The following is a 21,046-nucleotide window of genomic DNA, read 5'->3' as shown; positions in this document are numbered from 1 at the left end:
AAATCCATATAACTATTCATTTAGCTTATATTACTTAGATTATGATTAACTGTATTTGTAATGCTATTCATTAAGATTGACGTTTATTAATCAGTGCTCGTGCGACGTTTGAGCCATTAGGACGACCCAAAAACGCGCTAATACGTTCGCCAGCGCTAACCAGTTTATCTAAATCAATACCGGTACTGATGCCCATGCCGTGTAACATATAAACCACGTCTTCAGTCGCTACATTACCCGTTGCACCCTTGGCATAGGGACAGCCACCAAGTCCTGCAACAGAAGTATCAAACTCACATACGCCCATTTGTAAGGCGGCTAAAGTATTGCTTAACGCCTGACCATAAGTATCGTGAAAATGACCCGATATTGCCGCTATATCAACGTATTCAAGGGCTGCTTGTAAGGCACGCTGTACTTTAATCGGCGTACCAACACCAGTCGTATCAGCAATACCAATTTGCTCAGCGCCAATTTCAACCAAACGCTTGGTCACATACGCCACTTGGCTGGGGTCAATCTTACCTTCATAAGGACAGCCGACGGTACAGGAAATGACACCGCGTACTTTGATACCATTCTCTTTTGCCGCAGCAGCAACGGGCGCAAAACGCTCGATACTCTCATCAATACTACAATTAATATTTTTTTGGCTAAAAGTTTCACTCGCTGAACCAAATATCACGATTTCATCAGGAAGATGCAAAATCGCATTTTCAAAGCCGCGCATATTAGGTACTAACACGGAATAACAAACATCATCATGCCGTGTGGGTTTAAGCGCATCCAACAGCGCGCTATTATCACCCATTTGCGGTACCCATTTTGGCGAGACAAAACTAGTCACTTCGAGCTTTTTAATCCCAGCGGCAATCAGGTCTTCGATCAGTGTTTGCTTGATGGCAGTCGGTATGGTTTTGGACTCATTTTGTAAACCATCACGCGGACTGACGTCAACGATCAAGACGTGATCGGGGTACGAATGATTCATGCTTGCCACCCTTTTATTAATGTATTTATTAAGCCGAAATCTATCGTTTTGAAATTATAATGAAGCTTATACTTGAGGGTTTATGCCTCAACCACACTCTCAAGCCGCAACAACTCATCACCATCGGCCACCAAATCGCCAGCTTTAAATAGTAGCTCGGCGACGATGCCATCGGTTGGCGCGGTAATAGTATGCTCAATTTTCATCGCTTCAATCACCGCTAATGGTTCGCCTTGCTTGACCGTATCGCCAACCGCTACTTTAAAGGTAATAACTTGCCCGGGCATTGGTGATTTTAAACTGCCAACGGCAGCATTATCTTCGCCGACATGCGCTATAATATCAATTAGCGTAATCTGATCGCGCCCAGCATCTGTAAAGATATGAACCGTTTCATTATGAAGCCAGCTTTGTACCTGTACGCGGCTTTTACCTAACCATAACGTATGGTTATGGGCATCGTCGCTGATATAACTGACCTGACCATTATGCAAAATATTGCATAGTGGTTTGGTTTGGTCGGTGGTTTGATTAGGGCTGGTTTGATGAGCAGTACTTTGGACATCATTGTTGGTCGTATGCTGCTCAATAACGATATTAAACTGGCTGGTTTTGTCATTGATTTTATTACTAGCATTAGCAGCATTGTGCCAATCACTAATCAGCGCCAGATAAGACTGCTCGTTATACACTAAGCTAAACTGCCGCGTATAATCGGTATAAGCACGGAATCCTGAAGGCTGACTAAAAGGGTCATTGCTATTAGCAGTTTGGTTAACAAGCGACTCAGTCGTCAGCTGTTGTACTACTGCCGTTGCAACAAGCGTCGATAGCTCAAGAGGATGCTGATCAAAGAGATTTGCTTGCTCACGCTCAATCAAGGCGGTATCTAAATTAGCCTGACTAAATGAATCGGTATTAATAATATAGCGTAAGAACGCTACGTTATTCGGTAGCCCAACGATACGCGTTTGCGCTAGTGCCCGATCAAGCTTCGCTAATGCTTGCTCGCGGGTTGGCGCATGGACAATAAGTTTTGCAATCATTGAGTCATAAAACGGGCTGATAACATCGCCTTCGCGAACACCATCATCGATGCGCACATCGTTGCCACAGTTTGTAATAGAAAAAGTACTGTGTTCAGGTTTTTGATAGGCAAATAACGTCCCTGTCGCTGGCAGAAAATCATTGTCAGGGTTTTCAGCGCAGATACGCGCTTCAATAGCATGACCATTGATAACCAGCTGATCTTGGGTTTTTGGTAGTGGCTTGCCAGCAGCAACCAAGAGCTGCCATTCAACCAAATCCAAACCAGTAATCGCTTCAGTGACCGGATGTTCAACTTGCAAACGGGTATTCATCTCCATAAAGTAAAAATGCATGGATGTCTCACGCTGCTCAACGATAAACTCGACCGTCCCTGCGCCGACATAATTCACCGCGCGCGCCGCTTCAATAGCTGCGGCACCCATCTCCTCGCGCATGCTGACATCAACGCCGGGTGCTGGTGCCTCCTCTAACACTTTTTGATGGCGGCGCTGAACCGAACAATCACGCTCAAATAAATGTACGTAATTGCCATGGCTATCGCCAAATACTTGGATTTCGATATGACGCGGTTTTAAGGCATATTTTTCAATCAATACTTGGTCATTACCAAAACTGGTAATCGCTTCACGGCGGCAAGATTCTAGTAAGCCGATAAAATCCGCGCTTTGCTCGACGATACGCATACCTTTGCCGCCACCGCCAGCACTGGCTTTAATCAATACCGGATAGCCGATTTCATCAGCTTGCGCCTGTAAGAATGCACCATCTTGATTGTCGCCATGATAACCAGGAATGAGTGGTACGCCAGCTGTTTCCATTAAGCGTTTAGATTCAGACTTGCCGCCCATAGCACGAATAGCAGCTGCCGATGGACCAATAAATACGATGCCTGCATCCTGACATGCTTGCGCAAAATCAGCATTTTCACTCAGAAATCCATAACCCGGATGAATCGCCTGCGCGCCAACTTCAAGAGCAATCGCAATAATAGCATCGCCTTTTAAATAGCTATCTTTTGGGGCAGAGCCGCCCAAATAAACCGCTTCGTCACAGACAGCGACGTGTTTAGCATGGCGGTCTGCATCAGAGTAAACCGCAACCGTACTGACACCCATACGCTTCGCCGTTGCTGCTACTCGGCAGGCAATTTCACCGCGATTGGCGATCAAAATTTTAGAAAACATAACTATCCTTATTATTTTGCCCTATATTTTTATCGTAGCATCAGCCTTTATTGATAGACTTCCCTGACTTGTCGATGCTGATTATTTAATACTAATTTGGTTAATATCTATCTACTTAGTGCTTATCTACTTAGTGCTTATCTAATTAGCAAGCATCTGGATTTCATTATTCATAATTTACTGTTGATTATTTATCTTCAGCTTGCCAACTAGGCTTACGTTTTTGTAAAAAGGCTTGTACACCCTTTTTACCTTGTTCGGAGGCGCGAATATCGGCGATTCCTTTGACCGTACGCTTAATAAGCTTTTCAGTAATAGGTTGTTCGGCTACTTCATGAAGTAAGGTTTTGCAGGTTTTTACCGCGTCTGGACTGTTTTTGACAACATTTTCACAGAACGTTGCTACCACATCATCAAGCCATTCTTCGCTAACGCGCTCATGGATAAAGCCAAGTTGGCGTGCTTTTTTAGCATCAAAGACTTCCGCACTCAAAAAGTAACGCTGCGCTGCTCGTGCACCCATCGCACGAATGACATACGGGCTAATGGTCGCAGGCGCCAAGCCTAGTCGCACTTCACTTAAACAGAAATTAGCAATTTTAACGGCAAATGCAACATCGCATGCTGCTACCAAGCCCATACCGCCAGCATAAACATCACCCTGAATAGCGGCAATCGTTGGCTTTGGACATTGGTAAATAGTTTTAAGCATTTGCGCTAATTTATCGGCATCGGCTAAGTTTTCTTCATAGCTATAATCTGCCATCGCGCGCATCCAGTTAAGATCGGCACCTGCGCAAAATGCTTTGCCAGCAGCGGCTAAAACGATGACACGTACCTCGTCATTAGCACCAAGCGTCTTGAAAGAATCGGTTAACTCGGCAATCATTTCGTCATTAAAAGCATTACGTATTTCAGGACGATTTAAAGTAACCGTCGCAACGTGCTGCTTAACGTTAACCAATAGGCTTTTATAATTATTTCCAGATTCAACGCTTTTTATCGGAGCGGCTGCTTTAGCCTTATCAATAGCTGATGATTGCGTTTTATTTTTGATATCGTTTACCATGAATGTCTCTTTAACTTTAAATCGTGATGAAGGTTTTGACATATTATTATGCATCTAACAGTGGTCTAACCAGACACTGTATACCTTACATATTACATTCTAAAGACACCGAAAGTCGTCTCTTCAATCGGCGCGTTATGAGCCGCACTAAGCGCTAATGCCAACACGTTACGCGTATCAGCAGGATCGATCACGCCGTCATCCCATAAACGTGCAGTGGCATAATAGGGATGACCTTGCTCTTCGTACATGTCACGAATCGGCGCTTTAAACGCTGCTTCATCTTCGTCGCTCCACGCTTCGCCTTTACGATCAAAGTTGTCGCGCTTGACGGTCGCGAGTACGGAAGCTGCTTGCTCACCGCCCATCACAGAGATACGCGCATTTGGCCACATCCATAAGAAACGAGGACTATAAGCACGGCCACACATGCCGTAGTTACCCGCACCGAATGAACCACCAACAATAACGGTGAATTTTGGTACTTTGGCATTGGCAACCGCCATGACCATCTTGGCGCCATGACGAGCGATACCTTCGTTTTCATATTTACGACCGACCATAAAGCCGGTGATGTTTTGCAGGAACACCAATGGAATTTTGCGCTTACAGCACAGTTCAATAAAATGCGTACCTTTTTGCGCCGACTCACTAAATAAAATACCGTTATTGGCAATAATACCGACTGGCATGCCTTCAATATGGGCAAAACCGCAGACTAAGGTCGTACCAAAGCGGGCTTTAAACTCATCAAACGCGCTATCGTCAACGATACGGGCGACGATTTCTTTAATATCAAAAGGTTTACGCGTATCGGTTGGAATAACACCATATAGCTCTTTAGCATCATGGCGCGGTGGACGTGGAGTAATTTGATTGGCGATTTGTTTGGCTGGACGATTAAGATGACTGACGATATTACGCGTTAACGATAACGCATGGGTATCGTTTTGCGCTAAATGATCGACCACACCTGACAGACGCGTATGCACATCAGCACCGCCCAAGTCTTCTGCAGTCACTTCTTCACCAGTGGCGGCTTTTACCAGTGGCGGACCACCCAAGAAGATAGTCCCTTGGTCTTTGACAATAATAGATTCGTCGCTCATTGCTGGTACATAAGCGCCGCCTGCGGTACAGCTACCCATTACCACGGCAATTTGAGGAATACCTGCTGCACTCAAATTGGCTTGATTAAAAAAGATACGGCCGAAATGTTCTTTATCGGGAAACACCTCATCTTGATTTGGCAAGTTTGCACCGCCCGAATCTACTAAATACACACAAGGCAGATGGTTTTCTTGGGCTATTTCTTGGGCACGCAAGTGTTTTTTAACGGTCATCGGAAAATACGTACCGCCTTTTACTGTGGCATCATTACAGATAATCATACATTCAGTACCGTTGATACGACCGATACCTGCAATCACGCCAGCAGCAGGAATATCTTCGCCATACATATCGTATGCCGCCATCGGAGCCACTTCTAAAAATGGTGTGCCAACATCAAGCAAACGCTCAACACGCTCACGTGGTAGCAACTTGCCACGAGCTAAATGCTTGGCGCGCGCGCGCTCCGATCCACCTTGGGCAATTTTACGCAAATGCTCATGTAGATCGTCGACAACCACTTGCATGGCGGCGCTGTTTTGCTGAAATTCAGCAGCGTTTGGACTCAATTTACTGGTTATGATGGCGCTCATGGTATCCCTTTTTATACTTGTCTTTTAATTATGATCTAGTGACGTTACCTTTTTACAGTGGCTTATTCTTATTGACTGCTAACAGTTATTAGCCGCTCACAGTTATTAGCAGCCGATAGCAGCCGTCTAGGTCAAGCCCAACTCCGCTTTCATCTGTTCAACGATTTTAAATTTTTGAATTTTACCGGTAATGGTCATTGGATATTCGGTCACGAAGCGATAATAGGTCGGTACCTTATAATGGGCAATATGCTCGCTACAGAACTGACGCACTTCTTCTTCGGTCAGAGTGTCAGGATGTTTGGGAATAATCCAAGCAGCTAGCACTTCACCATAACGCTCATCAGGTATACCAACGATTTGCACGTCACGAATTTTGGGATGACGGTATAAATAGTTCTCAATCTCGACAGGATAGATATTTTCACCACCACGGATGACCATATCTTTACTACGACCGACGATTTTGACATAACCATCTTCATCCATGGTCGCCAAATCGCCAGTATGCATCCAACCATCTTGAATCGCTTCACGCGATTTAAAGCGACTGCCCCAATAGCCTTTCATCACCGAATAGCCACGGGTTAATAGCTCACCCGTCTCACCAATTGGTACGATTTCGCCAGTGTCGCTATCGATAACTTTTACTTCAAGCGCTGGTTGTACCAGTCCGACTGTCGAGACCTGCTTATCAAGCGGCGTATGTTCATTGGTTTGGCAAGAAACCGGACTGGTTTCAGTCATACCATAAGCAATCGTGACTTCGCTCATATGCATTTTATCAATGACGCGGCGCATCACCTCAATCGGACAGCTAGAGCCAGCCATAATGCCGGTACGTAAAGTGGATAAATCAAAGTTAGCAAAATCCGGATGGTCGAGCATCGCGATAAACATCGTCGGTACGCCATGCAATGCGGTACACTTCTCTTCTTCAACTGTTTGTAATACGGTAAGCGGATCAAAGCCGTCATTTGGATAAAGGATACAACCGCCATGGGTTAATACTGCTAAGTTACCGAGCACCATACCAAAACAATGATAGAGCGGCACTGGAATACACAATCTATCTGTTTCGGTTAGGTTCATTGCCTCACCGATAAAGTAACCGTTATTAAGAATATTACGATGGCTTAAAGTTGCCCCTTTTGGCGTACCCGTGGTACCACTAGTGAACTGCACATTAATAGAATCGGTATTTTTAAGCTGCGCTTGCCGCTCTGCTACTCGTGGATCGTTGGCATCGCCCTCTGCCATCCAAGCAGAGAACTTTTGCATAAAATTAAAGTTCTCATCACTATCAGGCTCATCAATCCAAATGATACGCTCAATCGTAGGAATTTCGACCAGATCCAACTGCTGATAGTTTTTATGATAAATCTCAGGGCATAATTCACGGATAAGCTGCGCGTAATCGCTACTTTTAAAATGGCGCATCAATACTAGTGCTGAGCAGCCTAATTTATTTAGGGCATACTGAAGCTCAAAGGTACGATAGGCAGGATTGATATTAACCAAAATTACGCCAACTTTTGCGGTTGCCAACTGTATAAGTAGCCATTCAGCATTATTGTGCGACCAAATGCCGAGACGATCGCCAATCTCAAGCCCCATCTCAATCATGCTACTCGCCAATTGATTGACCTGCTGTTGTAGCTCGCGGTAGGTCCAACGAATATTTTGATGACGAGAGACTAACGCTTCTCGCTCAGGATATTTGGCAACAATGGCATCAAAAAAATCACCGATGGTTGCTTCAATCAGTGGTACATCAGGACCTTTATCATAGCTTTGGGTGAGTGGTGCATTTACTGAGCGTGCACCCATATTGATACTGGGAATATTATTTAGAATGCTATCGAAGTCAATAGTTTGAGTCATAACGAGTCCTTTCGTTTTACTTTTTACGGCACTTATTAATCGTGCTTATTAATCGCCTGTAGACAAGTCTTTCTTCCTTGAATAGGTCTTACATCGTGTGAACTACTATAACGCTATCAATGAAAGCCTGTCAATCATAGCAATACAATATGTATCATTTAATTAGCATCTACCAACAATACCTTATTAAAGATAGCATAAAAATATGGTAGATATTTGATACAAAAAAGCCAGTCACGCTATTGATACGTGGCTGGCTTTCAGTTAAGACTAAATTTCAGAATACTCTTAACTTAAAAATATATGGCAGATTAAAAAGCCAAGACAGTTGACTGAAAGTATTCTTACAATTATTAAGCTGATACTATTGGTGGCGCTTTAATAGTAACTGTCGCACTGACTTCATTATTATCATCTAACAAATCCATGATAAGCTCAGCATCACTTTCAGTGGTTACTTGCCAATTGCCATTCGCTTGCGGTACACCTGTTACCAACACCGAAATCGCTTTATTTTTTAGGCGAATCATCGGTGGTTTATGGTCATAGCCATCATGTTCATGTCCTAAAATATCATCGGCAATCGTTGCGGCCTGTGCACGCAGTGGTGCTACATAGCGGCAAGCAACGCCATTTATAGACATACAATCACCAATGGCATAAATATTATCAGTAGTGGTACGCAGCGTCGGTGCGTCAACCTCAATACCAGTGCGGCGATTAAACTCAACCCCTGCCGCTGTTGGCAATTTATCATCAACAGTTAGACCCGTACTGGCAATCACATGATCAACGATTAATGTCTCAGACTGCTCAGCCTCTGCATTTTCTGTGCTAGAAACAACTGGCTTATAGCTAACTTGCAACTCACCTTCACTATTACGAATAACACTAGAGACCTGACAACCACCCAAAAAGTTAATACCTTGTGATTTCACTGCTTGGGCAATACGCGCAGTCGCTTTTAGCGGTAGCATTTGCGATAGCGGCGCATCATTTAAATCAATCAGCGTCACATGATGACCGGCTTTTAACAAGTCTTCAGCAATTTCAGTGCCTACCATACCGGCACCAATAATGGCGACACGCTGACAGCCAACTGCCAGCTGCTCTTGTAGCTGCCCAAAGCGCTCGATATGGTTGACATGCCAGACTAGCTCTTCTGGTAAGCTTTTTGGAAAAATAGGATGGGCACCCATTGCCAAGACTAGCTTGTCATAGCTGATAGTTGCATAATTGGTGTAAACCGGATCTGAGCGCAGCGCAGAGATAAGCTGTAATTGTTGCGTGGCAGGGTCAATATCGCTGACATTGGTATTCGCCAATAAAGTTATCCCTGCTGCTGTTGCGGCATCAACGCCAGTCGCTCGCACTAAATCTGATGCGCGCTTATTTTGGCTAATCGCCATGGTCAGCATGGGCTTATGATAACGATCGCCACTATCGGCAGTTATTAGAGTAATAGGAATGTATTTGTTTTTAGTACGAATCGCATCAATGACATGCCAGCCGGCTAAGCCTGCACCAATGATAACGATACCTTTAGATTCTGTTGTGGTCGATGAAAGCGTAGTTTCTGAGCTCATACTGACTCCATGATGGATGAGAGATTGTTTTATTTTTTATGATAGTGGCTGTTTACAATAGAGACTGTTTGTAATAGTGGTTGTTATTGTATCAGTAAACAGGTATTCACTCACGCATTCAGTCACCTGCTCATTTACATAGTTATTTGCACAGTTATTTGCAATAAAAAAAGCGCCTAAAAATAGACGCTTTTGATAAAAAAAATTTAAATACTATCTTTAATGATTCAGAATCTTTGATAAGAACATTTGCGCGCGGTCACTTTTTGCGCCTTCAAAGAACTCATCTTTGCTACAGTTTTCGACGATATGACCTTCATCCATAAAGATAATACGATTGGCAACCTGATTGGCAAAGCCCATCTCATGGGTCACGCACATCATGGTCATGCCATCACGGGTGAGCTCAACCATGACATCAAGCACTTCTTGAATCATCTCAGGGTCGAGTGCTGAGGTTGGCTCATCAAAGAGCATCGCCACAGGATCCATCGCTAGCGCACGAGCTATCGCTACACGCTGCTGCTGACCACCGGATAACTCAGCTGGATATTTCGCCGCCTGAACAGTTAGCCCTACTCGATCTAAATAGGCCATTGCTTTTTTCTTAGCTTCGTCTTCTTTACGACCTAATACTTTGATTTGAGCAACGGTCAAATTGTCAATAATCGTCAGATGCGGGAACAACTCAAAGTGCTGAAACACCATCCCAACTTGACTACGTAGCTTAGGCAAATTAGTTTTCGGCGCACCCACTGAGATACCGCTAACCATTATCTCGCCCTTTTGAAAAGGCTCAAGCCCATTGACGGTTTTTATCAAGGTCGATTTACCACTGCCCGATGGACCACAGACTACCACGACATCGCCTTTATGCACATGCGCGGTACAGCCAGTCATCACCTGAAAATCGCCATACCATTTACTGACATCGGTCATTTTGATGACAATCTCATCGCTTGCATGACCATTGTCGGTGACCAGTCCACCAAATTCATTTATATACGTGTCAGCGTTATTTATCACCGGCTCATTCATCACTGGCTCCTAACCACATTATTTTCGTAATTATTAAATAAAGCTATTCTTACGCAGGTTTCAATTACCCAAGTTTCAATACAGAGGTAGCAAAACCTTAAAACCTTAGACGTTTTTGCAATTGTTGCACACCAATAGAGGCGCTTAAACTGATGATGAAATAGACCGCCCCTGCCCCAAGTATATATGGTGTCAGTAAGCCCATCAGCTCACCGCGTACATAAGCGGCACGGAAAAAATCCGTCAAGCCAATGGCAAAAACCAATGTCGTATCTTGGAATAAAATAATACATTGCTGCAAAATCAGCGGCAACATCTTGCGAAACGCTTGCGGTAAAATAATCAAGCGCATTGTCTGCCCATAAGTCATGCCCAGTGCTTTGGCAGCATTAACCTGACCACTGCCGATAGATTGAATACCGGCGCGCACTACCTCTGAAAAATAAGCTGCCTCAAACATCATAAAGGCGACCACACAAGAGGTAAAGGCTGTATCTAGTTGTAGATATTTACCCGCTATCCAAAAGTAAATCATTGGTACGGCAAAATAAAACCACAGTAACACGAGTAATAATGGCACAGAACGAAAGTAGTTGACGTATAGCTTAGCGGGTATCTCAAGCGCTTTGATACCAGACAAGCGCATCAAGGCCAATACCGTTCCTAAGCTGATACCACCTAAGATAGCTAAAAACAATACCTTTAATGTCGTTAGCATGCCACCCATTAAACCGGGATAAGCCGTTGCAAGTTCAGTCATCATATTCATTTTTGACTCCCTGCAATCAGCCCAGGCACGCGCAATTTACGTTCAATCAAACCCATAATGGCAATCAAAGACAGATTAAACACCAAGTAGATAATAGTCGCATAAGTATAAATCTCGAGACTGTTTTGGGTATATTCACTGATGGTTTTGGTTTGGCTAATCAGCTCCATTACCCCCACTAAAGACGCTACCGAGGCATTTTTAAAGCAGTTGGTCAGCTCCGAGCTCATTGGCGGTAAGATAATCCGAAATGCTTGCGGCAGCAGCACCTCTTTATAGGCTTGCGGGATGCTAAAACCGAGCGCATAAGCGGCATTGATTTGTCCTTTTGGTAGCGACTCGATACCGGTACGTACTTGTTCGACAATACGGGCAGCAGTAAACAAACCAAGACCGATACTCGCTGATAGCATGGCGGAAGTATTTGGAGACAAGTCTTTATACCACCACTCTTGTATGGACGGCGTCAGCCAACCGGGAGCGATATAAAACCAGAAAAACAATTGTACTAATAAAGGAATATTACGGAAAAAAGTCACATAAGCGGTGCCAATAGCACGCGCGCCTTTATTCGGTAAGGTGCGCATAATACCAAAGATGGTACCAACCACCATGGCGATTGCCCAAGCAATACTGCCAATCAATAACAACCAGCCGAGACCCGTAATCATCCAATGGATATACAGCTCATTACCGATACCGGTCTGCTCAAAGAGCACACCCCAGTTCCAGCTATAATTCATAATTGTCTCTCCGAGCAACGGTTAAAAAGCTCACGCCTCAGACTGCCATCAAGAAATTTGACAAACAATCTGAACGCGTAAGCATGCTATGTTGAGGGACAAGGATGGTTATTGCGCAGTCGCTACTTTTGGCTGATCGCTATCATGTGGATTGGCAATCAAAGCTTTTAAGTTATCTGACATCTCAAACTTTAGATTGACGTTTTTCGGTGGAATAGGATTCATAAACCATTTGTCATAAATAGTATTAATTTCGCCTGATTTAAAGACATTGGCTAATGCTTCATCGACCACCGCTTTAAATTCAGGGTCGTCTTTACGCATCATACAACCATAAATCTCAAATGACTGTGGCGTACCAACGATAACCCAATCATCAGGGTTTTTAGCTTTGGCTTTTTCACCCGCGAGTAGTACGTCATCCATCATAAACGCATCAGCACGACCGTTCTCTAACATCAAGAAGCCTTCGCCATGGTCTTTTGCTGAGATAATGTTGGTATTCATCTTTTTATCATCATTATACTGACGGATATAACGCTCTGAGGTAGTACCAGCAGTCGTCACTAAAGTCTTACCTTTCAGGTCTTCGAAGTCTTTAATACCAGAGTCTTTTTTGGTTAATAGACGCGTACCGATTTCAAAGAAGCCGTTAGAGAATGCCACTTGTTTTTGGCGCTCTTCATTGTTGGTCGTTGAACCACACTCAAAATCTACCGTGCCGTTTTGTACTAATGGAATACGGGTTTGTGAGGTGATTAGGTTATAGCGAATTTTTAGATCCGGCATATTCAATTTTTCTTTCACTGCTTCAACCACTTTCATCTCTAAATCATGGGCATAACCGATAGGCTGATTAGGGTCGTCAGCGATATAAGAAAACGGAATAGAGGAGTCACGGTGACCGACCACGATAGTGCCTGAATCTTTGATCTTTTTTAAGGTACCATTGGCATTTGCTGCCGCTTCTGTGGTCGCTTCGCCATCTGCTGGTGTAGCCTCAGAGGTAGTTTGATTACTGTTGTTACAGCCTGCCAATCCTAGCGCCATAAAGGCAACCAATGTTAAGGGTTTGGAAATAGAGGTAGAAAGAGAGTAAGTCATGAGATACATCCTTTTATCACATTATCACAAAATTTGAAGGGAACTTAGGCGTTATAGATTTGTTGTAATCCAATTTATCGCCATGCGTCCGTGCTGTTGCTGTTATTTATCACTATGCAACTCAATGTTACTGTACAACAAATTGACTGATTGGGGTAAACTTTTTTTAATGAGCCTTATATTTTAAAGGTTTCTATTTTTCAAACTTAAATGACCATCAACGAAAATGGGCTTTGGCGCAAATAATACGTATAGTGATTAAGACGAGTATTTATCCTTAATAAACGCCCTAAAACTGTCAAGAAATCTAGCACATATGATTGATAAATCCGTATCAATCCCCATAAAGCTAGCAACTTCTCAATCTTATAAATGACCTATGACACAAGATACTCAAGCCCCAAACTCCGCTGACCAAACTGTTGGCAATACTCCCGATAACGACTTACGCCAGCGCTTTTTTATCGAAGACTCGCCGGTGCGCGGTGATGTGGTACGCCTATCACGCAGCTATGCGACGACGATTGCGCAAAAGCCCTATCCTGAAGCAATTAAACGCTTATTGGGTGAAATGCTGACGGCAGCAAGTTTGCTTATCAGTACCGTTAAAATCGATGGTCGCTTGTCGATTCAATTGCAATCATCAGATAGCGATAGCTTGCTCAATTGGGCGATGGCTGAATGCGATCAAAACGGTATCATCCGCGCTCTTGCCAGCTGGAAAGGCGAAACTGATGAGCAGATACAAGCGTGGGACCAGATGACCCATGCCAAAGAAGCCTTTGCTGAACTTGGCGCTATGGGTCAAGGCGTATTATTTATTAATATCCAGCCTGATGGCGGCGAGCCGTACCAAGGTATCGTTGAGCGTAGCCATGACAACTTGGCTGACTGCTTAGCACATTATCAAAAGCAATCGGCACAGATTCCAACGCTGATTAATTTGGCATCTGATGGTTTGCAAGCAGGTGGTATATTGGTACAAATGCTACCTCGTACGGCCGAAGAAACCTACGAAGTCGAGCAAAATGCAGACGCTGGTATCGATGATGATTTATGGACACGCTTGTCTGTATTGACACGCACACTAAAAGCGGAAGAGTTGACCACACTGGATACCAACGAGATTCTTTATCGCTTATATAATGAAGAAAAAGTCGTTGCTCCTGACCCTGTTTCTTTGTCATTTGGTTGCACCTGTTCACGTGAAAAGTGTGAAACGGCAATCGAGCAAATCGGTGAAACGGAAGCATTGGATATCGTTGCAGAACAGAACGGTACTTTTGAGATGGATTGCGGATTTTGCGGTGAAATTTACAAATTTAACAAAGATGATGTTGCGGTAATTTTTGCTGAATAGTCTTTAGTTTGATTTGCTTGGCCATTTGGCCATAAAAAAACCTTCAAGTGTCATGCTTGAGGGTTTTTATTTATCCGTTTTATTATTCTTAGGCTATGAATAGTGATTAAAAAACCTTAATCTGCTGCTTCATGTTGCTTTGGAAAAGAATAGATACGACTATCAAGCGCATATTTCGCTTCATGAGCATCACCCAACCTATTATCTAACAGCCAAGCAAGGATTTGCTGATGCACTCTACCGCTGTAGATTAAATTCATATGATTGACCCCATAAAAAATCGCTTTATGTCCCTCTGGTACTGCCAAAGTATGCTCTTCGGTATACTCACCAAGTGCCGACTCTACTGAAACCAGTCCATCACCCAGTAAGCTTGTGGTTTTATTTTCATAATGTGTTTCAATCAAAGCCGCCGCGACTAAATACGTATTCACATGCAAGGGCAAACGCGTCGGATGACGAAACTCTGCTGGGAGGACGCTGCGCCCTTCTAAAGACTTCCAGTCAGCATCCCGAATACTGCCATAACGCAAATCAATAATACCAGCACTACGCAAATCGCCCAATGTCGCCAATGACCCTGCAAATGGCAGCTTCGCGATTTTATCTTGGACAAAATTACCAATGCGCTCTAAGCTTGCGCCATGATGCGGCGAGCCTAAAGTAACGAGATTACCCACGCGTTTTACCCAGCTAAAACCCTGTTCCTTACCATAAAACAGCGCACTACGGCTCACCAAACCACCCATACTATGACCGATTAGATCAATCTGATTGATGTCTGGGTTATCTTCAACTAAGTTTTGCAGAACTTTAGCAAAGTTACGTCCGTTACTTGAGATACGGCGACCGGTATTGTAATTTAAATAGAGAACGGTCGAATTTGGCAAGCTGCTGACTAGCGTATTACCTAGATTATTCTCTCCAGATATCTGCCAGCTTAAGTGACTCATGCAAAGCCCGTGGCATAAAACAATTACTCGCCCTGACAATGCACCGCTTTGCACATAATTATTCTTATCATACAAAGTCATCGAAACTGCTAGTGGATTGTCATGATTGACCAGATGATCGCCCATCACCCCATTTAAGATATTGACCATGCGTCGCAAGTTTTTCGGTAGCGGTTGTACTTTTTTTGGTTTCAGAATATTGTTATAAAGGCGAAGACCAACAGCGATGTTATTTCCAACCAATTGCATCGTATTGCGTACTGCGCCATAAATTCGTCCGGTGATACCGCGCTGCCACTGGTCAAGATTACCATCATTAAAACGCCCTAAAGGACGCAATAGAATCTCGCGGTGGACAGCCTCTACAATATCAGTAACCTCAACCACACCCATCGTTGCCAGTTGAGCCAAGCCTTCAAAAAAATCAACCAAAGAAATTGGCTGATACGGCTGAGTGTCACTGTTATCTACGTTTTCTGCGCTCAGCTCATCCACATAAATATACTCAAGTTTATCCAACTCTTCATAGACATCGCCTTGAAAGTCAGATTCGCTATCGGCACCAGGTGGACGCCGAGTCGTGGCAAATAAATCATGAATGGAATTTAGAGGTTTTGGACTGCGCATAGTTTTCATATATCAAGTAATGAAGGGAGTTTGCTATATTATCCTGTAAAGGCGACAAACAGAAGAAGATGATTTAACCATCAAGTACGTTTATTGTCAAAGAAGTACTCAATCTTCTAACATCAAAGCTTGCACATTAGCGACTATTGCCCAAAACATATCCGTACTGATGTAAATATTTAACTAGACAAACGACTCTGCCAGTATGACATCGCCATCCTCGCGTGTAATCATCACGGTTGCTGAGCGCGGCGTACTGCCTCCGGCAACAGCGCCCCAATTATTACCCGGGTGCTGAATATTAATAAATAATGTTTTAAAGTCTGGAGTCATGGTAATACCTGTGACTTCGCAGCCTTCAGGACCGACAAAGAAACGTTTGATATTGTCATTATTAGCAGGCATACCGACTCGGGTGTGTTGTCCTGCCGAAGTCGTGGTAAGCGTGCCATCGCTGACATTACCGGGTAGCGCCGCCAGCAACATACAGCTGCTGGTATCGGTATAAGCGCCATCATCCGTTTGAATCCACAATACGCCACGTGGATCGAAGTACAAACCATCGGGTGAAGAAAAATCGTTATTATCATTCAATTGTGATAAGTTTTCTGCTGGCAAATCACTCGGCGCAGCAAATAAATAAATATCCCATTCAAAACTCGTTGCTGCATGGTCGCCACCTGCTTCCGCCCAGCGAATAATATGACCATTGTCATTGCCGCGCGCTTTGCCACCAGTATCATAACTGCGCGGATTGGACGCTGAGACTGGCTGATCATCACGTACGCCGCGATATTTATTATTGGTCAATGTGACATACACATCGCCAGTCATAGGGCTAACCGACACCCATTCTGGTCGATCCATTTTAGTGGCACCAACCGTATCTGCCGCCGCACGGGCAAAGACCAACACCTCATCTTGTCCATTAAAGGGCAAAACAGTATTGGAGGCATCCAGTCCGTTTTGACCATGGATCAGCGCTTTCCATTCGCCACGACCATTTTCATTAAAGATGGCAACATAGAGCGTGCCATCATTCAAATACTTGTCGCCCGCTTTTAACCCACCACCGATATCATTATTTGACCATGTGGCTTTGGAAACAAACTTATAGATATATTCGCCTCGAGCATCGTCTCCCATGTAAAAGACCACGGGTTTTCCTTGCTCAACAGGGGCATAGGCGCAGTTTTCATGAGCAAAACGCCCCAGTGCCGTGCGTTTTTGGGGTATAGATTTTTGATCAAAAGGGTCAATCTCGACGATGTAACCAAAGGTATTAAAGCCATTACGATAATCATCAGCAGCGCTAGCACCGACGGCGGTCATATCCCAGCGTGAAAACTCGTCTGCTATCTTGGCATCTTTGGCTTCAGGGGTATGCCATAAATACTCCCAACCAGGGAAATTCTCTGTCGCCCCGTAGCGTTCGCGACCATAGTTATGCCCAGCGCTTAATTGGGTAGCATCTTGCCCACGTGCGAACACACCTAAGAAATTCTCTTCTGTCGTCAAATAGGTGCCCCAAGGTGACAAGCCTGCACCGCAATTATTATTGATACCACGAGTCTGAAGGCCTGTCGGATCAAACTTGGTCTTAACCAAATCAGAACCGGCAACTGGCCCAGTTAATTGTGCGGTCGTACTGCTGGTGATACGGCGATTGTATTTCGAATTAGGTACCATCTCATAGCCTATGCCATCGGCGCGTCGGCTCATCTCCACCACAGCTACCCCATGGCAGTTGACCTCTCGGCGCACGTCGCTCGCGAGGCGGCGATTTTGAAAGATTGGCGCGGCGTTATTATCTTGAACCACATGATAGCCAAATGGGCTCAGCTCGCTACTATTTACATATTCATGATTCATCACCAGCAGCCCGTTTTCTGATGCTTTGGCATCATAGGCACCTTCCTTTTTGCCAAAGAACCACATGCCATCATGGTTATCACCCATTCGCCATTCGAATGATTCTGCTGACTGCTCTCGATTGTCTTTCCAATCATCGATACCAGAAATCAGCGGCGTACCAAGAGGCAGTATAATCTCTGCTTTATAGCCTGCTGCCACGCTCATCGTTTCGGCAGTGGAATGCGCCACTGCTGTAAACTTCAAAGTTTCGGGGCGCTTGAGATCACCTTGTGCAGGGATAGCAACATTATTATCGTTATTATTGTTGTTATTGTTGGTAGGACTGCTGTCATCGTCATCACTACAGCCAACCAAAGGTAGCGCGCCAAAGAACGCCGCTGCCGTTAATCCTGTGCCACCTTTTAAGATACTACGACGGTTTAAACGACGATTAATAATGGTTTGAAAATCGATATTGTTGGTCGGATTGGAATCTTCAACGACTTCATGGGCAAGTGGTTGTTTGTTATTCAATAATGTCATTATCAGTCACCTTGCTGTTGGGCTTGATTGGCATAAAAGAGTTGATTGCGATCTTATAGTTGCAATCATTAAAATACGAATTACGCCCAAGTCTACTGAGTGTTTATGACAGTACGTTGACATCCAAATGATAATTTGATGATAATCTAATGACAGTCCTGTTTGATGACCTTATAAAACAAAAAAATCCCAAGCATTAACTTGGGATTTTTTGATAGCGTCGATGCACTTAAAGATTAAAACCATACTGCTGCTACCGTAAATTTATCGAACTCGCGCTTGCCATTCATGCGCGCCGAGTTTTAGCGTTAGCGCATCACCTGCCTGCAATACACCAACGCCACTTGGCGTACCGGTCATTATGACATCACCAGCTTGCAGACTAAAAGCATGGCTAATATTGACCAATAATTCATAGACTGGAAATAGCATCAAGGCGCTATCGCCATCTTGCTTTAGCTCATCATTGATATAAAGCTGATATTGGACATTGCCAAAGTCACCGAACGCTTGCGGCTCAAGCCAATCACCAAGTACACAGGCGCCATCAAAGCACTTGGCGCGCTCCCATGGATGACCCTTTTCTTTTAGCTTGGTTTGCAAGTCGCGCAAGGTTAAATCCAATCCTAGCGTCACGCCACCGATTGCTTGTTGTGCTTGCTCAATAGTCGCTGCCGATAAATCCGCTGACAGCTGAATACACAGCTCGGCTTCATAATGCGTCTCACCAAAAATTTCTGGGTTTGGGCGCACAACGCCATGACGCATAGAAACGACCGCAGAGGTTGGTTTCATAAATAGCATTGGCGCTGTTGGCACCTCATTACCCAATTCACGAGCATGCGCTGCATAGTTTCGACCAACGCAAACAATCTTGCCAATAGGTGCACGTAAGCGCTCATCAACGTTTGTCATAGCTTTATCGTCATTGACACCAGCAGCAATAGCATTCGCTAACGACATATGGGGTGATTGGCTCATATTAGGCTCTCACAGCAAATTATGGATATTTTTATTGGGAATAGATGCAGCACTATCTATAGCCATCTCAATGCCAAATAATTAAGGAATTGTCTTGGTTAGCACATCTGGTGGCACATAGCTTGTGTGACGATTCATTCTTTTTTCAAACAATCTAAAGCTAAATAAGATAACCCAAGACAATAGGAGATAGACAATACCCGCAGCAAAGAACAGCTCCATCAAGGTATAAGTCCGTGCACTAATCGTACGAGCAACGCCAGTGATATCCATCAAAGCAATGGTTGAAGCCAGCGCACTGCCCTTTAGCATAAAGATAACCTCATTACTGTAGGCTGGAATCACGATACCAAAAGCACGCGGTAAAGTAATACGCGTCAGTTTTTGCCATTTTGACATCCCAATTGCATCGGCAGCTTCGAGCTCACCCACTGGAATATTTTGGATAGCCCCGCGAATAATCTCTGCCAAATAAGCACTGGTATTTAAGGTAAAGGCGATAATAGCGCACCAATACGCTTGACTCAGTACTGGCTCCCATAGGAACGACTCACGTACCGCTTCAAACTGCCCAAGACCGTAATAAATCAAAAATATCTGTACCAGTAGTGGTGTGCCACGGAAAAAGAAAATATATAAAAATGGTAATATCTGTACCATCCAGTTTTTGGACAACCGTAACAGTGCCAAAACCAAACCAAAAAACAGCCCGATAACACCTGATATCACAACCAGCTGTACAGTCAATACTGCACCACCGAGTAAATCAGGAATATGATCAAAAATAACCTGCCAATTCCAATCCATAGTATCTCTCCTCTTATCCTATGGTCGATTGACGGTGAGTGGTTTGACGGCTCAGATTTTTAGCATAACGCGCCGCCGGATTGGCACGCCATTCAAGCCACATCATAAAGCCAGTAATCAGCATGGTCAGACCCAAATAAATAATCGCCGCCGCCATATAAAAGGTAAATGGCTGCTGTGTTGACTGCGCCGCGCGCGAGGACTGATACATGATATCTTTGAGACCAACGACTGAAACCAATGCCGTGTCTTTGAGCAGAACCAAGAATAAGTTTCCCAATCCTGGCAAAGCAATCTGCCATACTTGTGGTAAGGTAATACGATAAAAGGTCTGAAAAGGACGCATACCTATCGCTTGTGCAGCTTCACGTTGTCCTATCGGAATCTCTTGAATCGACATGCGAAAAATTTCAGTCGCATAAGCACCAAAAGCGATAGACAACGCCATCACACCGCCCCAAAAAGCACTAATCTCGACATAGTCGTTATAGCCGAACTTTTTGAGAATGCTCATCAGTAATATAGAGCCACCATAATAGATAAACAGTACCAATAGCAGCTCAGGAATACCGCGCATCGTGGCGGTATAGACAGTCGCAAGCTTACGCAGCAGCCAAATATTAGACAGCTTCGCTGTGGCACCGAGCAAACCTAAAGCCATACCGATGACCAAGCTGGTCACGGCAAGCTGTATGGTGACGGTAGCGCCGCTCAATAAAAGCGCGCCAAATCCTTGTAAATCAAACACAATTATCCACTCAGTCTCTTTATATTAGCAAGTTGCAAAATATGAGTTAAAA

General features: G+C 44.2%; 16 protein-coding genes. 1 reads left to right on the top strand and 15 read right to left on the bottom strand.

Annotated elements, in window-relative coordinates; all coding sequences use genetic code 11:
* Positions 1–70: 70 nt before the first annotated feature.
* The 10 genes from EPB74_RS04755 to EPB74_RS04710 form a co-directional block, all read right to left on the bottom strand.
* Positions 71–991 carry a hydroxymethylglutaryl-CoA lyase gene (locus tag EPB74_RS04755; RefSeq protein ID WP_274903056.1) on the bottom strand — a complete coding sequence of 307 codons (921 nt, stop codon included), beginning with the start codon at positions 989–991 and terminating at the stop codon, positions 71–73.
* An 80-nt stretch (positions 992–1,071) separates the two neighbouring features.
* The gene (locus EPB74_RS04750) at positions 1,072–3,225 is read right to left on the bottom strand and encodes an acetyl/propionyl/methylcrotonyl-CoA carboxylase subunit alpha (RefSeq protein ID WP_274903055.1); all 2,154 of its coding nucleotides are present in this window, start codon (positions 3,223–3,225) and stop codon (positions 1,072–1,074) included.
* A gap of 187 nt (positions 3,226–3,412) precedes the next feature.
* Entirely contained in the window at positions 3,413–4,294 is an 882-nt protein-coding gene (locus EPB74_RS04745) for an enoyl-CoA hydratase/isomerase family protein (protein WP_274903054.1), read from the bottom strand.
* Between the two features lie 92 nt (positions 4,295–4,386).
* Positions 4,387–5,997, bottom strand: coding sequence for a carboxyl transferase domain-containing protein (locus EPB74_RS04740; protein ID WP_274903052.1), 1,611 nt, complete (start codon positions 5,995–5,997; stop codon positions 4,387–4,389).
* 126 nt (positions 5,998–6,123) lie between these two features.
* The gene (locus EPB74_RS04735; protein ID WP_274903051.1) at positions 6,124–7,881 is read right to left on the bottom strand and encodes an AMP-binding protein; all 1,758 of its coding nucleotides are present in this window, start codon (positions 7,879–7,881) and stop codon (positions 6,124–6,126) included.
* A 353-nt stretch (positions 7,882–8,234) separates the two neighbouring features.
* Positions 8,235–9,467, bottom strand: a complete 1,233-nt coding sequence (locus EPB74_RS04730) for an FAD-dependent oxidoreductase (RefSeq protein ID WP_274903050.1) — start codon at positions 9,465–9,467, stop codon at positions 8,235–8,237.
* A gap of 219 nt (positions 9,468–9,686) precedes the next feature.
* Positions 9,687–10,406 (bottom strand): amino acid ABC transporter ATP-binding protein, encoded by a 720-nt coding sequence (locus EPB74_RS04725; protein WP_274903164.1) that lies wholly within the window; start codon positions 10,404–10,406, stop codon positions 9,687–9,689.
* A gap of 196 nt (positions 10,407–10,602) precedes the next feature.
* Positions 10,603–11,274, bottom strand: a complete 672-nt coding sequence (locus EPB74_RS04720; protein ID WP_079690836.1) for an ABC transporter permease subunit — start codon at positions 11,272–11,274, stop codon at positions 10,603–10,605.
* The gene (locus EPB74_RS04715) at positions 11,271–12,017 is read right to left on the bottom strand and encodes an amino acid ABC transporter permease (RefSeq protein ID WP_079690835.1); all 747 of its coding nucleotides are present in this window, start codon (positions 12,015–12,017) and stop codon (positions 11,271–11,273) included. The genes EPB74_RS04720 and EPB74_RS04715 overlap by 4 nt, the downstream gene beginning before the upstream one ends.
* Positions 12,018–12,125: 108 nt before the next feature.
* On the bottom strand, positions 12,126–13,067 hold the full coding sequence (locus EPB74_RS04710; protein WP_413771836.1) for a glutamate/aspartate ABC transporter substrate-binding protein: 942 nt from the start codon (positions 13,065–13,067) through the stop codon (positions 12,126–12,128).
* A 433-nt stretch (positions 13,068–13,500) separates the two neighbouring features.
* Between EPB74_RS04710 and hslO the strand changes: the two genes are divergently transcribed.
* Positions 13,501–14,481 carry an Hsp33 family molecular chaperone HslO gene (gene hslO / locus EPB74_RS04705; protein ID WP_274903048.1) on the top strand — a complete coding sequence of 327 codons (981 nt, stop codon included), beginning with the start codon at positions 13,501–13,503 and terminating at the stop codon, positions 14,479–14,481.
* Between the two features lie 116 nt (positions 14,482–14,597).
* Here hslO and EPB74_RS04700 read toward each other — a convergent pair whose 3' ends face one another.
* The 5 genes from EPB74_RS04700 to EPB74_RS04680 all read right to left on the bottom strand — a co-directional run bounded on the left by EPB74_RS04700 (position 14,598) and on the right by EPB74_RS04680 (position 20,994).
* Positions 14,598–16,061, bottom strand: coding sequence for an esterase/lipase family protein (locus EPB74_RS04700; RefSeq protein ID WP_274903046.1), 1,464 nt, complete (start codon positions 16,059–16,061; stop codon positions 14,598–14,600).
* Between the two features lie 183 nt (positions 16,062–16,244).
* The gene (locus EPB74_RS04695; protein WP_274903045.1) at positions 16,245–18,458 is read right to left on the bottom strand and encodes a PhoX family protein; all 2,214 of its coding nucleotides are present in this window, start codon (positions 18,456–18,458) and stop codon (positions 16,245–16,247) included.
* 264 nt (positions 18,459–18,722) lie between these two features.
* Entirely contained in the window at positions 18,723–19,439 is a 717-nt protein-coding gene (locus EPB74_RS04690) for a fumarylacetoacetate hydrolase family protein (RefSeq protein ID WP_274903044.1), read from the bottom strand.
* Positions 19,440–19,520: 81 nt separating this feature from the next.
* Positions 19,521–20,246, bottom strand: a complete 726-nt coding sequence (locus tag EPB74_RS04685; RefSeq protein ID WP_274903043.1) for an ABC transporter permease — start codon at positions 20,244–20,246, stop codon at positions 19,521–19,523.
* A 13-nt stretch (positions 20,247–20,259) separates the two neighbouring features.
* Positions 20,260–20,994, bottom strand: coding sequence for an ABC transporter permease (locus tag EPB74_RS04680; RefSeq protein ID WP_079690827.1), 735 nt, complete (start codon positions 20,992–20,994; stop codon positions 20,260–20,262).
* Positions 20,995–21,046: the final 52 nt, after the last annotated feature.

Origin of the sequence: Psychrobacter sp. DAB_AL62B (assembly GCF_028895345.1) — a bacterium.
GTDB lineage: Bacteria > Pseudomonadota > Gammaproteobacteria > Pseudomonadales > Moraxellaceae > Psychrobacter.
The sequence above is the reverse complement of the archived record's forward strand: the minus strand, read 5'-3'. Positions and strand labels throughout refer to the sequence as shown.

Coding starts and splice junctions, on each gene's coding strand:
- EPB74_RS04755 (WP_274903056.1), bottom strand. CDS start 991: ATGAATCATTCGTACCCCGATCACGTCTTGATCGTTGACGTCAGTCCG.
- EPB74_RS04750 (WP_274903055.1), bottom strand. CDS start 3,225: ATGTTTTCTAAAATTTTGATCGCCAATCGCGGTGAAATTGCCTGCCGA.
- EPB74_RS04745 (WP_274903054.1), bottom strand. CDS start 4,294: ATGGTAAACGATATCAAAAATAAAACGCAATCATCAGCTATTGATAAG.
- EPB74_RS04740 (WP_274903052.1), bottom strand. CDS start 5,997: ATGAGCGCCATCATAACCAGTAAATTGAGTCCAAACGCTGCTGAATTT.
- EPB74_RS04735 (WP_274903051.1), bottom strand. CDS start 7,881: ATGACTCAAACTATTGACTTCGATAGCATTCTAAATAATATTCCCAGT.
- EPB74_RS04730 (WP_274903050.1), bottom strand. CDS start 9,467: ATGAGCTCAGAAACTACGCTTTCATCGACCACAACAGAATCTAAAGGT.
- EPB74_RS04725 (WP_274903164.1), bottom strand. CDS start 10,406: ATGACCGATGTCAGTAAATGGTATGGCGATTTTCAGGTGATGACTGGC.
- EPB74_RS04720 (WP_079690836.1), bottom strand. CDS start 11,274: ATGAATATGATGACTGAACTTGCAACGGCTTATCCCGGTTTAATGGGT.
- EPB74_RS04715 (WP_079690835.1), bottom strand. CDS start 12,017: ATGAATTATAGCTGGAACTGGGGTGTGCTCTTTGAGCAGACCGGTATC.
- EPB74_RS04710 (WP_413771836.1), bottom strand. CDS start 13,067: ATGGCGCTAGGATTGGCAGGCTGTAACAACAGTAATCAAACTACCTCT.
- hslO (WP_274903048.1), top strand. CDS start 13,501: ATGACACAAGATACTCAAGCCCCAAACTCCGCTGACCAAACTGTTGGC.
- EPB74_RS04700 (WP_274903046.1), bottom strand. CDS start 16,061: ATGCGCAGTCCAAAACCTCTAAATTCCATTCATGATTTATTTGCCACG.
- EPB74_RS04695 (WP_274903045.1), bottom strand. CDS start 18,458: ATGACATTATTGAATAACAAACAACCACTTGCCCATGAAGTCGTTGAA.
- EPB74_RS04690 (WP_274903044.1), bottom strand. CDS start 19,439: ATGAGCCAATCACCCCATATGTCGTTAGCGAATGCTATTGCTGCTGGT.
- EPB74_RS04685 (WP_274903043.1), bottom strand. CDS start 20,246: ATGGATTGGAATTGGCAGGTTATTTTTGATCATATTCCTGATTTACTC.